Source organism: Streptomyces hamibioticus (assembly GCF_047946815.1).
Lineage (GTDB): Bacteria > Actinomycetota > Actinomycetes > Streptomycetales > Streptomycetaceae > Streptomyces.
In genome coordinates this window covers 3,618,709-3,633,078 of record NZ_JBKKQY010000001.1, presented here as the reverse complement: position 1 = coordinate 3,633,078, position 14,370 = coordinate 3,618,709, and the positions used below count along the sequence as shown (strand labels likewise).

14 protein-coding genes are annotated in these 14,370 nt (G+C 73.0%); 5 read left to right on the top strand and 9 right to left on the bottom strand.

Translation table 11 applies throughout. The features are described from left to right. The first annotated feature begins 40 nt into the window (after positions 1-40). Together ACLGIH_RS16350 and ACLGIH_RS16345 are read left to right on the top strand one after the other, a co-directional pair. A complete protein-coding gene (locus ACLGIH_RS16350) occupies positions 41-691 on the top strand; it encodes a GntR family transcriptional regulator (RefSeq protein ID WP_416525980.1) in 651 nt (216 codons plus the stop codon). Continuing rightward, positions 688-1,986 (top strand): MFS transporter, encoded by a 1,299-nt coding sequence (locus ACLGIH_RS16345; RefSeq protein ID WP_416525979.1) that lies wholly within the window; start codon positions 688-690, stop codon positions 1,984-1,986. The genes ACLGIH_RS16350 and ACLGIH_RS16345 overlap by 4 nt, the downstream gene beginning before the upstream one ends. Before the next feature lie 166 nt (positions 1,987-2,152). On the opposite strand, the gene ACLGIH_RS16340 is transcribed toward ACLGIH_RS16345, so the two are convergent. Next, on the bottom strand, positions 2,153-2,977 hold the full coding sequence (locus ACLGIH_RS16340) for a maleylpyruvate isomerase family mycothiol-dependent enzyme (protein WP_416525978.1): 825 nt from the start codon (positions 2,975-2,977) through the stop codon (positions 2,153-2,155). A gap of 196 nt (positions 2,978-3,173) precedes the next feature. Here ACLGIH_RS16340 and ACLGIH_RS16335 point away from each other — a divergent pair, with 196 nt between their 5' ends. Both ACLGIH_RS16335 and ACLGIH_RS16330 read left to right on the top strand, forming a co-directional pair. Continuing rightward, positions 3,174-3,989 (top strand): carbon-nitrogen family hydrolase, encoded by an 816-nt coding sequence (locus tag ACLGIH_RS16335; protein ID WP_416525977.1) that lies wholly within the window; start codon positions 3,174-3,176, stop codon positions 3,987-3,989. 90 nt (positions 3,990-4,079) lie between these two features. Further along, positions 4,080-4,553: a DUF2867 domain-containing protein gene (locus tag ACLGIH_RS16330; RefSeq protein WP_416525976.1), complete on the top strand. Its 474-nt coding sequence runs from the start codon at positions 4,080-4,082 to the stop codon at positions 4,551-4,553. A 7-nt stretch (positions 4,554-4,560) separates the two neighbouring features. Here ACLGIH_RS16330 and ACLGIH_RS16325 read toward each other — a convergent pair whose 3' ends face one another. Together ACLGIH_RS16325 and ACLGIH_RS16320 are read right to left on the bottom strand one after the other, a co-directional pair. Next, positions 4,561-5,058, bottom strand: coding sequence for an LURP-one-related/scramblase family protein (locus tag ACLGIH_RS16325; protein WP_416525975.1), 498 nt, complete (start codon positions 5,056-5,058; stop codon positions 4,561-4,563). Continuing rightward, complete coding sequence (locus ACLGIH_RS16320) at positions 5,055-6,068, bottom strand: GlxA family transcriptional regulator (protein ID WP_416525974.1); 1,014 nt, start codon at positions 6,066-6,068, stop codon at positions 5,055-5,057. The genes ACLGIH_RS16325 and ACLGIH_RS16320 overlap by 4 nt, the downstream gene beginning before the upstream one ends. A 52-nt stretch (positions 6,069-6,120) precedes the next feature. On the opposite strand from ACLGIH_RS16320, the gene ACLGIH_RS16315 reads away from it, so the two are divergent. Continuing rightward, complete coding sequence (locus ACLGIH_RS16315; RefSeq protein ID WP_416525973.1) at positions 6,121-6,513, top strand: cupin domain-containing protein; 393 nt, start codon at positions 6,121-6,123, stop codon at positions 6,511-6,513. 83 nt (positions 6,514-6,596) lie between these two features. On the opposite strand, the gene ACLGIH_RS16310 is transcribed toward ACLGIH_RS16315, so the two are convergent. The 6 genes from ACLGIH_RS16310 to ACLGIH_RS16285 form a co-directional block, all read right to left on the bottom strand. Next, complete coding sequence (locus tag ACLGIH_RS16310; RefSeq protein ID WP_416525972.1) at positions 6,597-6,854, bottom strand: DUF6458 family protein; 258 nt, start codon at positions 6,852-6,854, stop codon at positions 6,597-6,599. Between the two features lie 112 nt (positions 6,855-6,966). After that, positions 6,967-8,265: a M18 family aminopeptidase gene (locus tag ACLGIH_RS16305; RefSeq protein WP_416525971.1), complete on the bottom strand. Its 1,299-nt coding sequence runs from the start codon at positions 8,263-8,265 to the stop codon at positions 6,967-6,969. Between the two features lie 49 nt (positions 8,266-8,314). Continuing rightward, positions 8,315-9,700 (bottom strand): FAD-binding oxidoreductase, encoded by a 1,386-nt coding sequence (locus ACLGIH_RS16300; protein ID WP_416525970.1) that lies wholly within the window; start codon positions 9,698-9,700, stop codon positions 8,315-8,317. After that, a complete protein-coding gene (locus ACLGIH_RS16295) occupies positions 9,697-10,257 on the bottom strand; it encodes a pyridoxamine 5'-phosphate oxidase family protein (RefSeq protein WP_416525969.1) in 561 nt (186 codons plus the stop codon). Before ACLGIH_RS16295 ends, ACLGIH_RS16300 begins: the two co-directional genes overlap by 4 nt. A gap of 104 nt (positions 10,258-10,361) precedes the next feature. After that, positions 10,362-12,035, bottom strand: coding sequence for a LuxR C-terminal-related transcriptional regulator (locus ACLGIH_RS16290; RefSeq protein ID WP_416525968.1), 1,674 nt, complete (start codon positions 12,033-12,035; stop codon positions 10,362-10,364). A 395-nt stretch (positions 12,036-12,430) separates the two neighbouring features. Continuing rightward, positions 12,431-14,257, bottom strand: a complete 1,827-nt coding sequence (locus ACLGIH_RS16285; protein ID WP_416525967.1) for an acyl-CoA dehydrogenase — start codon at positions 14,255-14,257, stop codon at positions 12,431-12,433. Positions 14,258-14,370: the final 113 nt, after the last annotated feature.

Here is a 14,370-nt window from a genome sequence, read left to right as displayed (position 1 = left end):
CGGGGCCCGCTTGCGTACCTGTTGTATCTATCCTGTCGGCATGACTACGGCCGTGAAGCAAGCCCCCGCCGCCGACCGCGTCTACACCCACGTCAAGCAGGGCGTGCTGGAGCGCCGTTACGAGGGCGGCACCCTGCTCACCGAGGGCGAGCTGGCCGAGGCCGTGGGAGTGTCGCGCACGCCGGTGCGCGAGGCGCTGCTGCGACTGGAGGTCGAGGGCCTGATCCGGCTCTACCCCAAGAAGGGCGCCCTGGTGCTGCCCGTCTCCGCGCAGGAGATCGCCGATGTCGTGGAGACGCGGCTGCTGGTCGAGGAGCACGCCGCGCGCAAGGCCGTACCCGCGCCGCCGGGGCTCATCGAGCGGCTGGAGGAGCTGCTCGCCCGGCAGCGCCAGCAGGCCGCCGCGGGCGACCTGGCCGCCGCCGCCGTCACCGACCGCTGCTTCCACGCCGAGATCGTGCGCAGCGGCGGCAACGAGATCCTCTCCCGCCTCTACGACCAGCTCCGCGACCGCCAGCTGCGCATGGGCGTCGCCGTGATGCACTCCCACCCCGACCGGATCGCCAAGACCCTCACCGAGCACGCCGAGATCCTCGACGCCCTGCGCTCCGGGGACGCGGAGCGGGCCGTGAGCGTCGTCCACCGCCATGTCGGCTGGTTCTCCCTGCTGGCGCGGGGGGAGGTCCGATGAGCGGTTCCGGCAGCCTGCCCGGCGACCCTCCGGGCGGCCGGCGGGCGATCGCCGTCTGGGGCATCGGCGTCGCCGTCTACTTCGTCGCCGTCATCTTCCGTACGTCGCTGGGCGTGGCCGGCCTCGACGCCGCCGACCGCTTCCAGGTGGGCGCCTCGGCGCTGTCCACCTTCTCCATCCTTCAGCTGCTCGTGTACGCGGGCATGCAGATACCCGTCGGCCTGCTGGTCGACCGGCTCGGCACCAAGAAGGTGCTGACCATCGGCGTGGTGCTGTTCACGGCGGGGCAGCTCGGCTTCGCGCTCTCCCCCTCGTACGGCATGGCGCTCGCCTCGCGGGCGCTGCTCGGCTGCGGCGACGCGATGACGTTCATCAGCGTGCTGCGGCTCGGCAGCCGCTGGTTCCCGGCCCGGCGCGGGCCGCTGGTCGCGCAGCTGGCCGGGCTCGTCGGCATGGCGGGCAACCTGGTCTCCACCCTCGTCCTGGCCCGGCTGCTGCACGGCGTCGGCTGGACGGCGGCGTTCGCGGGCAGCTCGCTCGCCGGTGTCGTGATCCTGGTCCTGCTGCTGCTCTTCCTCAAGGACCACCCCGAGGGCCACGAGCCGGAGCCGGTGCCCCACCAGGGCGTCGCGTACGTGCGGCGGCAGATCGCCGCATCGTGGCGGGAGCCGGGGACCCGGCTCGGCCTGTGGGTGCACTTCACCACGCAGTTCCCGGCGATGGTGTTCCTGCTGCTGTGGGGGATGCCGTTCCTGGTGGAGGCGCAGGGGCTGTCCCGGGCGGTCGCCGGTGAACTGCTCACTCTCGTCGTGCTGTCCAACATGGCGATCGGCCTGGTCTACGGTCAGATCGTCGCCCGGCACCACGGCGCGCGGCTGCCGCTGGCCCTGGGCACGGTGGGCACGACGGCCGTGCTCTGGGCCGCGACGCTCGCCCACCCCGGCGAGCGGGCGCCGCTGTGGCTGCTGGTCGTGCTGTGCGCGGTGCTCGGTGCCTGCGGACCGGCGTCGATGATCGGCTTCGACTTCGCACGGCCGGCCAATCCGCCGGAGCGGCAGGGAACGGCGTCCGGGATCACGAACATGGGCGGTTTCGTCGCGTCGATGACCACCCTGTTCGCGGTCGGGCTGCTGCTGGACGCCACGGGTGACGACTACACCGTCGCGTTCTCGTCCGTGTTCGTGCTCCAGGCGCTGGGCGTGTCGCAGATTCTGCGGCTGCGGAGGCGGGCGGCCCGGGCCGAGCGGGAGCGGCTGGTGGCGAGCCGGGTGGAGACGGTGCACGTTCCCGTCTAGGCGCGAGACGGCGGGCGTTCCCGTATCGGCGCCGATCTGCACGACCCTGTTCCGTCGCCCGGCGACCGTGCGGGCCCCGCCGGGGGCCGCCGCGCCCAGGCCTGCCCGGTGCCGGCCCGAACGGCTCGTCCTCGGTCGCCGGACGGGCCGGGACCGCTCACCGGCGTCACTGCGTGACCGTGAAGCCGCGCAGGATCGCCGACGCCAGGTCCTGGTCGCCCTCCGTCTTCACCCGGTCGGCGACCGCCTCCGGAGTCACGCGCCCGCAGGCCAGGCGGACGTAGGTCTCCCAGTCGAGGGTGAGGGTGGCGGCGGGGCCGAGCGCGGGAGCCGTTTCGAGGGTGCCGCGGCCCTGGATGTCGACGCGGACGGTGCGCAGGAACTCGATCGGGCCGTGCACGTCGACGACGACGGCCGAGCTGCGGGGCGCGTTCGCCCGCTCGGCGACGATGTGCGGGAGTTCGGCGAGCAGCACGTCACGGGCGACCTGGGCGCCGGGGGAGTCGAGGTTGCCGGGGCGGCCGAGGGCGGTGCGCAGATCCTGTTCGTGCGCCCACACGTCGAAGGCGTGCCGGCGCATGGACTCCTCCAGCGTCAGCTCGGCGCCGAACGGTCCGCGCACCTTCGTGCCGGGGTCGCGCGACTCGTTCCGCAGCTGGCGGTTGCGGCGGATGATCGTGTACTCCAGCTCGGACGTCATCTCGGGCGCCGTGTGGTGGCGGCGGACGTCGACCTGCATCTCCATGTACCGCTGGTGGTCGTTGGTGACGTGGAACAGATCGCGCGGGAGCGTGTGGATCGGACGCGGGTCGCCGAGCATCTCGCAGTCCAGGCCGATGACGTGGGAGACGACATCGCGCACCGACCAGCCCGGGCACGGTGTCCGGCGGTTCCACTCTGCCTCCGCAAGCGGCTGGACCAGCTCGGATATCGCCTCGATGGAGTGAGTCCAGGCGTCGGCGTAGGGCTGGAGGGTGGGATGCAGACTCACGGAACGGGACCCCTCGGCGGTCGGTACACGGGCAGGTTGTCGCGGCGGTTGCCAGTGGGAGGCGGCTGCAGTCGGCGGGCGTCTTGAGACGCTAAGTTACGCTGCTGTGCGGCACCCCGGCAGTGCTTTCGTGTGACGATCGTAGGCCCGCGGGGAAGTCCGGTGTCGACGGCTCGAATGCCAGGACGGTGGTAGTGTGCGCGCCTCTCTGATCCAGATCGACGTGAACGAGGGCGAATCGGTCGAAACGCGCCGAGGTCGCGTCGCAGAACTCGTCCGGGACCAGGCGGGCGCCGATCTCGTCGTGCTGCCGGAGCTGTGGACCACGGGTGCGTTCGCCTACGACGGGTTCGGCGCCGAGGCCGAGCCGCTTCAGGGTCCGACGTACGAGGCGATGGCGAAGGCGGCGAGCGAGGCGGGCGTGTGGCTGCACGCCGGCTCGATCCCCGAGCGCGCGCCGTCCGGCGGCTCCGGCACGGGTGGCGGCACCCTCTACAACACCTCTCTCATCTTCTCGCCCTCCGGCGAGCTGGCCGCCGCCTACCGCAAGATCCACCGGTTCGGCTTCGACAAGGGCGAGGCCGTGCTGATGGGCGCGGGGCGGGAGCTGGTGACCGTGCGTCTGCCGCGGACGACCCTCGGTGTGGCGACCTGTTACGACCTCCGTTTCCCCGAACTCTTCCGTGGCCTGGTCACCGCCGGCGCCGAGACCCTCGTCGTCCCGGCGGGCTGGCCGGAGCGCCGCCGGTCCCACTGGACGCTGCTGGCCCAGGCCCGGGCGGTGGAGAACCAGGCGTTCGTCCTCGCGTGTGGAACGGCCGGGACGCACGCCGGAGTTCCGCAGGCGGGTCGCTCGATCGTGGTCGACCCGTGGGGCGAGGTGCTGGCGCAGGCCGGCCCGGACGAGGAGGTCCTCACGGTGGAGTTCGACCCGGCGAAGGTGGCGCAGACCCGGGAGCAGTTCCCGGCCCTGAAGGACCGCGTGCTGGGTCTGGAACCACCACGCCGTTAGGACCCCGGGCGCCGCGCGCGATCTGGACGCCAGGCCGACGGAAGCGCTCTGTGCGGCCTGCGGCCGTCCGCCGCTGCCTAGACTCGACGCATGGCCACCACCGTCGTCCCTCGTGCCCGGCGGGTCGCCGTACACCCCGACGGCGCCCACTTCGCCTCGGCGTTCGCCCTGCCGACCTCCGGCCTGCCGTCCCTGCCGCCGGAGGACTGGGCCCGCAGGACCTTCGAGGACACCCCGGCCGCGCTCCAGCGGCTGCTGCGGGCCGGCTGGACGGGCGTGCTCGGTCTGCGGCTCGGGCCGAGAATCTCGGCGCGCCATCTGCTGGGCTGGCCCGTGGTCGAGTCGGGGCCCGGCCGGATCGCCCTGGAGGCCCGCTCCCCGGCACTGACCGCGCGCAACGTCGTCACCCTCGACGACTCCCGGCTGCTCTGGGCCACGTACGTGCGCTACGAGCGCCGTGACGGCCGGGCGCGGTGGGCCGTGGCCGCGCCGGTGCACCACCAGGTCGTCCCGCTGCTCCTCGGCCGGGCCGTCCGCCGCACGCGGCGGCCCGGGAACGGGTGAGCGGGCGTCAGCCGTCCGCCTCCCGCTCCTTCTCCGCCAGGTGGATCACGCACACCGTCAGCGCGATCAGCAGCGCGGGGTCGGCGTCGTCCCGCACGACGTCCACGCCGTAGGTGTCCCGCAGCGTCAGCCAGCGCCGGGAGACCACGGCCAGCAGCTCACCGTCGTACTCGATGGCGAACTCCCGGTCGAGGATCTTGCCGCTGACGTCCAGTTCGTTGCCGTCGGCCAGGGACACCCGGTAGTGGTTGCGCAGCAGGGACAGCCGCTTGCGCCGGATGGTCGCCAGCGGCTCGCCGCCGCGCTGGATCACCATGGTGTCCCGCAGCGCGAACATCTTCTGGTGGATGTCGATCAGGACCCGCCCCTGGGCGTCCTTCAGCTCCCAGGTGTCGCGCAGCCGCATCGCCTTGCCGTCGACCAGGAAGGCCTTGTCGCCGGTGTCGTTCTCGATCCAGTAGTCGTCGCCGAAGCCGAGGAGCCGGTCGTACACGAGGAATCTCATGCGGTGATCGCTTCCCCCGCGCCCGGTCCGAAACGCCGTCGGTAGGCCGACGGGCTGAGCCCGGTCTCGCGTCGCAGCCGCGCCCGCAGGTTGGCGGCCGTGCCCAGCCCGCAGCGGGCCGCCACCACGTCCAGCCGCTCCTCCCCGCGCTCGATCAGCCGGCGGGCGAGGGTCACGCGCTCGGCGGACAGCCAGCCGAGCGGTGTGGTCCCCAGCTGGGCCCGGAAGCGACGGTGCAGGGTGGCCGGGGAGACCGCCGCGCGTGCCGCCAGATCGGCGACCGTCAGCGGCGCGTCCAGCCGCTCCTGCGCCCACGCCAGCAGCGGCGCGAGCGAGGCGTCCGGCACCGTGGGCACCGGCCGCTCCACGAACTGCCGCTGACCGCCGTCCCGGTGGGCGGCGAACACCAGCCGCCGGGACACCGCGTTGGCGACCTCGGCCCCGTGGTCCTGGCGCCACAGGTGCAGCCCGAGGTCCAGCGCGGCGGAGCTGCCCGCGGCGGTGAGGACGCCGCCCTCGTCCACGAACAGCACGTCCGGCTCCAGCACGACCTCCGGGTGCAGCGCGCGGAAGGACTCCTCCCACATCCAGTGGGTCGTGGCCCGGCGCCCGTCCAGCAGCCCGGCCTCGGCGAGCGCGAAGGTGCCGGTGCAGAAGCTCACCACGCGGGCGCCACGCGCGTGCGTGCGGCGGATCGCGGCCAGCACGGCCGGCCCGCGCGGGACGACGTTGTCCGGGCGGCCCGGTACGACCAGGGTGTCGGCGTCGTCCACCGCCTCCAGCCCCGGCACGTCGGTGAGCGTGAAGAACCCGTGGTTCATCGCGACACGGGGCGTCGGCGCGCACAGCGTCACCTCGTACAGCGGCCCGGCAGACCCCAGCTCGGGCCGCGGCAGCCCGAACAGCTCGGTGGCGCAGCCGACCTCGAACGGGTTCGTGCCCTCGTCGACGATCACGGCCACCCGGTGCGGACGCACGCCCGGCGCGGGCTGAGAGGATCCTTGCGGCATGTGCGATTCCTAGCACTCGCGGGGGTGCGCGCGGTACCCCGAGGATGACCGCATGACCCACGAACCGATCTCACTCGCCTCCGCCCTCGCCTCCTTCTCCGAGCGGTGGAGCCCGCGCATCGTCACCGCCGTCAACGACTACGACGTCCGCATCGCCAAGGTCGAGGGCGAGCACCTCTGGCACGTGCACGACCACACCGACGAGTTCTTCCTCGTCCTGGACGGCGAACTGCACATCGCCCTGCGCGAGCCGGCCGGCGAACGCACGGTCGTGCTGCCGAAGGGCTCGGTCTTCACGGTGCCGCGCGGCACGGAGCACAAGCCGTACGCCCCCCTCCCCACGGCGATCCTCCTGCTGGAACCCACCGGCACACTCACCGTCGGCGACCGCCACGACGAGGTCCCGGACCATGTGGACGCGACGACGGGGCACGCGCTGACGTGATGGCCGGTGGCCGGTGGCCGGTGGCGGGCGGCCGGTGGCGGGCGGCCGGTGGCGGACGGCGACCGAGGTGGCGCCGCCCGGTGTCAGATGCCGTAGCCGTCGCTGTACCCGTCGCGACGGTGCGTGTGGTGGGTGGCCGGATCCTCGACGACCGGGTTCGTCGGCGGCACCACCACGCGCCGGCGCCGGGCGATGCTGCTGAAGGTCGCGACGCCGATCAGGCCGACGATCATGAGGATGACGCCGACCAGGTCGAGGTTGACCCCCTGCATGTCCCAGTCGGTCGCGAACGTGAGGATGGCTCCCACGGCGATGAGGATGATGCACCCGCCGAGGCCCATGACTGTCGCCTCCCTGTCGGTCCGATCGGGCCGGGCTTTCCGGCCGATCCGGTCCCCGTCGGGTACCCCCGGCGTCAACCACCATGCCGCGGCGGGCCGTTCCCCGGTCCGGCTATCCCTCCAGGAACGCCACCAGCGCGTTCGCCAGCAGGTGCGGGTCGTCGACGCCGCACAACTCCCGGGCGCTGTGCATCGACAGGATGGCCACGCCGATGTCGACGGTCCGGATTCCGTGCCGGGCGGCGGTGATCGGGCCGATCGTCGTGCCGCAGGGCATGGAGTTGTTGGAGACGAAGGACTGGAAGGGGACGTTCGCCTTCTCGCAGGCGGCGGCCCACACCGCGCGGCCCGAACCGTCGGTGGCGTAGCGGTTGTTGACGTTGACCTTCAGGATCGGGCCGCCGTTGACGCGCGGGTGGTGCGTGGGGTCGTGCCGCTCCGCGTAGTTGGGGTGCACGGCGTGGCCGGTGTCCGAGGACAGGCAGACGGTGCCGGCGAAGGCGCGGGCCCGGTCCTCGTACGACCCGCCGCGGGCGAACACCGAGCGCTCCAGCACCGTGCCGAGCAGCGGCCCGTCCGCGCCCGTGTCCGACTGGGAGCCGTTCTCCTCGTGGTCGAAGGCGGCCAGCACGGGGATGTACGACAGGTCCCGGTCGGCCGTCGTCAGCGTGGCCAGCGCCGCGGTGCCCGCGTGGACGGAGAGCAGGTTGTCCATGCGCGGGCCGGCCAGCAGCTCCTTGTCGCGGCCCAGGTAGGCGGGCGGCTCGACGGAGTGCACCATCAGGTCCCAGCCGGTCACCTCGCCCGCCGGGATGCCCGCCGTCTCCTCCAGGAAGGCGATCAGGTCGCCGTCGCGGACGTCGCCGCCCAGGCCCCAGACGGGCTGGAGGTGGCGCTGCTTGTCCAGCTTGAGGCCCTCCGCGGAGACCGTGCGGTCCAGGTGGATGGCGAGCTGGGGGACGCGGAGCAGCGGCCGGTCGACGTTGACCAGGCGGGTCGAGCCGTCGCGCAGCGTCAGCCGTCCGGCCAGGCCGAGGTCGCGGTCGAGCCAGGAGTTCATCAGCGGTCCGCCGTAGACCTCCACGGCGACCTGGCGCCAGCCGTGCGCGCCGCTGTCGGGCCGCGGCTTGACGCGCAGGTTGGGGGAGTCGGTGTGCGCGCCGACGATCCGGAAGGGGGTGTGCGGCTCGGCGCCCTCGGGGACGTACCACGCCACGATCGCGCCGCCGCGCAGCACGTACTTGCCGCCGGCCGTCCCGTCCCAGGCGTCCGTCTCGGCGACCTGCCGGAAGCCGGCCTTCTCCAGCCGTTCGGCGGCGGCCGCCACGGCGTGGTACGGCGTGGGGCCGGCCGCCAGGAAGGACATCAGGTCGTCGGTGTGGCCGCGGTCGAAGCGGGGAGGTTCGCTCATGGGTTCACCTTAACGACGGACGGGCGCCGCCTTCCGGCTCCGTGGCCGCTCAGGGCGCGACGTTGTGGTTGAGGCGGAAGAGGTTGCCGGGGTCGTAGCGGCGCTTGGCCGCCGTCAGCCGGTCGTAGTTCTGGCGGTAGCTGGTGCGGACCCGGTCCTGGTCGTCGCCGCTCAGGAAGTTGACGTAGCCCGCGTCGAGGGTGTGCGGGCGCAGGGCGGCGTCGTACTCCCGGCACCAGGCGATGTCCTCGGCGAGGTGGGAGGGGTCGGCGACGCTCGGTCCGTACCCGGTGGAGAAGGCCGCGTCGCGGTAGGCGAACGCGGTGTCCTCGGGGCCGACGCGGTGGCAGGCGCCGTCGATGGGGAAGACGATCGTGTCGCTCTCCATCGACGGCAGGGTGCGTCCGTAGGTCATGTGGACGTCGATGGCGGCGTCCGGGAGCCCGCGGCTGAACGCGCCCTTCCAGTAGTGGTACAGCCCGGCGGGCAGCTGCTCGTCGAACAGGGTGTTGATCACCGGGTACGGCATCCGCTGCACGGCCTGGCCGAGGACCGGGCCGAGCCCGGTGAGCCGGGAGCGGACGCGGTCGTCCGCCTCCTCGGCGCCGCTGAAGCAGGTGAGCACCCCGCACACCGGCCGTCCGTGCCAGCGCTCCGGCAGGAACGGCACCGGCGGGCCGAGCACCACCGCGAGGATGGTGTTGAACTCCTCCGGCGAGTCCGCGACCAGCTCCCGCCAGTGCCGTACGACGTCGCCGTCCAGGGGGTAGAAGGTGGGACCGCCGAGGATGTCCGCGACGGGGTGCAGCCGGAAGCTGAAGGAGACCACGGCACCGAAGTTGCCGCCGCCGCCGCGCAGTGCCCAGAACAACTCGGCGTCGTGCTCGGCGTCGCAGCGCACCAGGGTGCCGTCGGCGGTGACGACCTCGGCGCCGGCCAGGTTGTCGCAGCTCAGTCCGCAGCGGCGGGACAGGTGCCCCATGCCGCCGCCGAGGGTGAGACCGGCGATGCCGGTGGAGGAGACGACGCCGCCGGTGGTCGCCAGGCCGTGCTCGTACGTCGCCCGGTTGAAGTCCCGCCAGGTGCAGCCGCCCTGGGCGTGCGCGAGGCGCCGCTCGGGGTCGACGCGCACGGCGCGCATCCGGGACAGGTCGAGCACCAGGCCGTCGTCGCAGGTGCCGTGCCCGGCGACGGAGTGGCCGCCGCCGCGCACCGCGAGCGGCAGTTCCCGCTCACGGGCGAAGTTGACGGCGGTGGCGCAGTCGTCCGCGTCGACGGGCCGCACCACGACGGCCGGACGGCGGTCGTGCAGCGCGTTGTAGACCCGGCGGGCCCGGTCGTAGCGGGGGTCGGCGGGGCCGATGACGTCACCGCGGACGGTGGCGTGCAGCGGTTCGAGTGCGGGGGTGGACGGTGTGGGGATGAGGTCGGTCATGGCCCGAAGAGCCTTTCCAGCGCGGCGGGCGCGACGCCCGCGTCCGCCAGGGCGGGTACGAGGGTGGACCGGAGGTCCCAGGCACGCCACGACGTCGGCGTGATCGTGATCGTGACGTCCTCGGTCCGGTGCAGGAACGGGCCCAGGACGGCGAGGGCGTCGGCGCCCCAGGTGCGCAGGTAGAGGCGCTCGTTGAGGTCGCGGGAGGCCGGGCCGGTGACGATCCGGGCCGTGCCGGTGGCGGAGACCCACGACTGGGTCGACCGGTCATCGACCGTCACGGTGACGTCCGGCCGGGCCGCGATGTTGCGGGCCTTGAGGCTGGCCGAGGAGGTGGCGATGTGGATCAGGGCGCCGGCGCGGCCGTTGTCGCCGCCGTCGAAGAGGTAGGTGACCGGTACGACGTGCATCCGGCCGTCGGCGGCGTGCGTGGCGAGCACCGCGAACGTGTGCTCGTCGAGGAAGTCGCGCATCGGCCCCGTGAGCCGCCGCTCGGTGGCGCGGTACACCATGCGGCGTGCGGAACGGGGTCCGGTGGGGTCGGTGGTGGTGTCCATGTCCCCGTTGTAGGCGGCGGCACCCGGGCCGCACATCGACCGGATCGCCCATTCGCGCCCGCTGCCCCGATGGGCGATACGGCCCATCGGGGCGGCGCCGTCCGTCAGGCGAGGCCGTGGGCGCAGGCGAAGGCGGTCGCGGCGGCCCGGGAGGAGACCTGGAGCTTGGCGAAGATGTTGTTCAGGTGGCGGGCCACGGTGTGCTCGCTGATGCACAGGTCGGCCGCGATCTCGCGGTTGGTGCGGCCGGCCGCGACCAGGCGGAGCACCTGCGCCTCGCGGGGCGAGAGACCGGCGGGCAGGGTGCGGCCGGGCGTGGCTGCCCGGGACAGGAGCGCGGCGGCACGGCGGGCCTCCGGCACCGAGCCCAGCGCGGTGAACGCCGCGTGTGCCGCCCGCAGCTCCAGCACCATGCCCTCGTGGTCACCGGCGGCCCGGTCGGCGGCGGCCAGCAGCATCCGGGTCCGCGCCGCCTCGTACGGCACCCCCAGCTCCAGCCAGGCCGTGAGGGCCCGGCACAGCGGCCGGCGGGCCTCTCCCGGCGGGTGGTGGCCGTCCGGGGCGGTGCCGGCGAGGGCGACGGCGCCGTGGGCGGTGTCGGCTAGTGCGCGCAGCAGCGGCTGCCCGGCGCCGGCAGCGGGGGCGAGCAGCTCCAGTTCGTCCGCCGCCGCGCGGGCCGCCGGGGCGTTGCCGGCCGCCAGTTCCACCTCGACGAGCGCGGCCAGCAACTGGGCCCGGCCGAAGGGTCCCGCCGGGCCCATGGGGCCCTCGGGCGCGTGGGGCGCGTCGGCGAGGGCGAGGCGCAGGGCGGTCGCGGCCTGCCCGGGGCGGCCCTCGGCGAGCCGCAGCAGGGCCAGACCGGGCTGCGGGCCGCGGCCCAGGGCGTGGGCGCGGGCGTACTCCGTCTCGGCCGCCGCCGGGTCGCCGCGCCGCCGGTGGATGTCGCCGGCGAGGTAGTGCGCCTCACCGGCGATCGTGGTGTCGTAGGGCCTCGCCTCCGCGCACACCCGGCCCGCCTCGGCCGTGGCGCCCGGCCAGTCCCCGCGCAGGTCGAGCACCTGCACCCGGTGGACCCGGCACAGGCCCCGGAACGGGTTGTCCGCGGAGTGGTCGGCGCACCAGCGCAGCGCGGCCTCGGTCCACTCCACGGCCCGGCCGAGTTCGGCGGCGGCCATGCACCGGGTGAGGGCGAGGCAGTAGATCCAGCCGGTGAACAGCGCGCCCAGCTCACCCGCCGTGACGGCGCACATCGCGTCGTCGAGGCGGGCCAGCCCTTCGGCGGTACGGCCGTGGTCGAGCAGGATGCCGGCCTGCACCTGGTGGCTCATGGCGAGCAGGTCGCGGTCGCCGTGGGCCCGGGCGATCGCCGTCATCCGCCGGGCGGCGGCCAGGGCGGCGTCCGGGTCGCCGCGCTCCGCGGCTTCCTCGGCATCGGACCAGGCGGTGTAGCACTGCTCCGGGCACTCGGGCAGGCCGTCCAGATGCTGCCGGGCCCGGTGCAGCCAGCCGCTCGCGGTGCCGGGGCGGCCGGTGTCCCGGTAGTCGTAGAACAGCATCCACGCGGCACGTCCGGCGGGCCGGTCGGCGCCGGTGGCGGCGTATCCGGAGTACGCCCTGACGCGGGCGGCGATCGCCTCGTCGCCGTGCCCGGTCCACCAGGCGGCGTCGGCGAGGAGATAGAGGTCGTCGGGGGTGAGCCCGTCGGGCGGGAGGGCACTGAGGACGTCGTAGGCGGCGGACCAGGCCTGGCGGGCGGCGGCCTCCCGGGCGCGCGGCACACCGGCGCCGGGCGTTGCGCTGGTACCGCGTGCACTGCGCGTACCGCGTGCACTGCGCGTACTGCCCGGGCTCTCGGATGCCCTCTGCACGGCGCCCATGGGCGGTCCCTCCGCTGTCCAGCATAGGAACGCCCGGGGCGGGCCGCCCCCGGAGGGAAATGCGGTGCGGGCCGCCCCCGGAGGGAAATGCGGTGCGGGCCGGGCCGGGAGGGAAATGCGGTGCGGGCCGGGCCGGGAGGGAAATGCGGTGCGGGCCGGGCCGGGAGAAGCGCGGAGCGGGATGTCCCGGACGGGAACGCCGTGCGGGAAGGCCCGGTCGGAAATGCGGAGCGGGCCGCTCCCGGAGGAAGATCCGGGAGCGGCCCGCTCTTACGGTGCCAGGGTGCGGGACGGGCTCAGAACGCCGCCTCGTCCAGCTCCATCAGGTCCAGCTCGACGCCCTGGGCCACCTTGCGGGCCAGCGTGACGCCGGGCAGGACGGTGGCCGCGAAGAACTTGGCCGCGGCGATCTTGCCGGTGTAGAAGGCCTTGTCCTTGGCGGAGGCCGTCGGCAGCTTCTCGGCGGCGACCGCGGCGCCCTTGAGCAGCAGGTAGCCGACGATCACGTCACCGGAGGCCATCAGCAGGCGGGTGGTGTTGAGCCCGACCTTGTAGATGTTCTTGACGTCCTGCTCGGTGGCCGCGAGGTCGGTGAGCATCAGGCCGACGATGGCCTCCAGCTCGACGGCGGCCTTGGCCAGCTGCTCGCGGGCGCCGGACAGCTCCTCGCCGCCGGTGCCGAGGGCCAGGAACTTCTTGATGTCCTCGGCGAGCGAGTTCAGCGCGGCGCCCTGGTTGCGGACGATCTTCCGGAAGAAGTAGTCCTGGCCCTGGATCGCCGTGGTGCCCTCGTACAGGGTGTCGATCTTGGAGTCCCGGATGTACTGCTCGATCGGGTACTCCTGCAGGAAGCCGGAACCGCCGAAGGTCTGCAGCGACTGGGCGAGCTGCTCGTAGCCCTTCTCGGAGCCGTAGCCCTTGACGATCGGCAGGAGCAGGTCGTTGAGCGCGTGCTCGGCCTTGGCGTCCTCGCCGTTCGCCTCCTTGACCGCGATCGCGTCCTGGATCGAGGCGGTGTAGAGGACGAGGGCGCGCATGCCCTCCGCGTACGCCTTCTGCGTCATCAGCGAGCGGCGCACGTCGGGGTGGTGGGTGATGGTGACCTTGGGCGCGGTCTTGTCCATGAAGTTGGCCAGATCCGGACCCTGGACGCGCTCCTTGGCGTACTCCAGCGCGTTCAGGTAGCCGGTGGACAGCGTCGAGATCGCCTTCGTGCCGACCATCATCCGGGCGAACTCGATGATGCGGAACATCTGGCGGATGCCGTCGTGCTTGTCGCCGATCAGCCAGCCCTTGGCGGGGTGCCGGTCGCCGAAGGTCATCTCGCAGGTGTTGGAGGCCTTCAGGCCCATCTTGTGCTCGACGTTGGTGGCGTAGACGCCGTTGCGCTCGCCCAGCTCGCCGGTCTCGAAGTCGAAGAGGTACTTCGGGACGAGGAACAGGGACAGGCCCTTGGTGCCGGGGCCGGCACCCTCGGGGCGGGCCAGCACGTAGTGGAGGATGTTCTCCGACATGTCGTGCTCACCGGAGGTGATGAAGCGCTTCACGCCCTCGATGTGCCAGGAGCCGTCCTCCTGCTGCACGGCCTTGGTACGGCCGGCGCCCACGTCCGAGCCGGCGTCCGGCTCGGTGAGGACCATGGTGGAGCCCCACTGCTTCTCGACCGCGATCTGGGCGATCTTCTTCTGGGTCTCGTTGCCCTCCTCGTGGAGGATCCCGGCGAAGGCCGGGCCGGAGGAGTACATCCACACGGCCGGGTTGGCGCCGAGGATCAGCTCCGCGTACGACCAGATCAGCGACGGCGGAGCGGTGGTGCCGCCGATGGCCTCGGGTAGGCCGAGACGCCAGTACTCGGAGTCCATGAAGGCCTGGTAGCTCTTCTTGAAGGACTCCGGGACCGGCGCGGTGTTGGTCTCCGGGTCGAAGACCGGCGGGTTGCGGTCGGCATCGGTGAAGGACTCCGCCAGCTCGTTCTCGGAGAGCCGGGTCAGCTCCTCGAGGATGCTCTTGGCGGTGTCGACGTCCATCTCCGCGAACGGGCCGCTGCCGTACAGCTTGTCGCGGCCGAGCACCTCGAAGAGGTTGAACTCGATGTCGCGGAGATTCGACTTGTAGTGCCCCATGGCGACGGCTCCGTAGAGAGATCGGCGAAAGATCGGCGAGGCACGTACTCCTCGCACCTTCCTCACGTACCAGCAAGTAGCTACGATGATGCTACCCGTCGGTAATAAGAAGC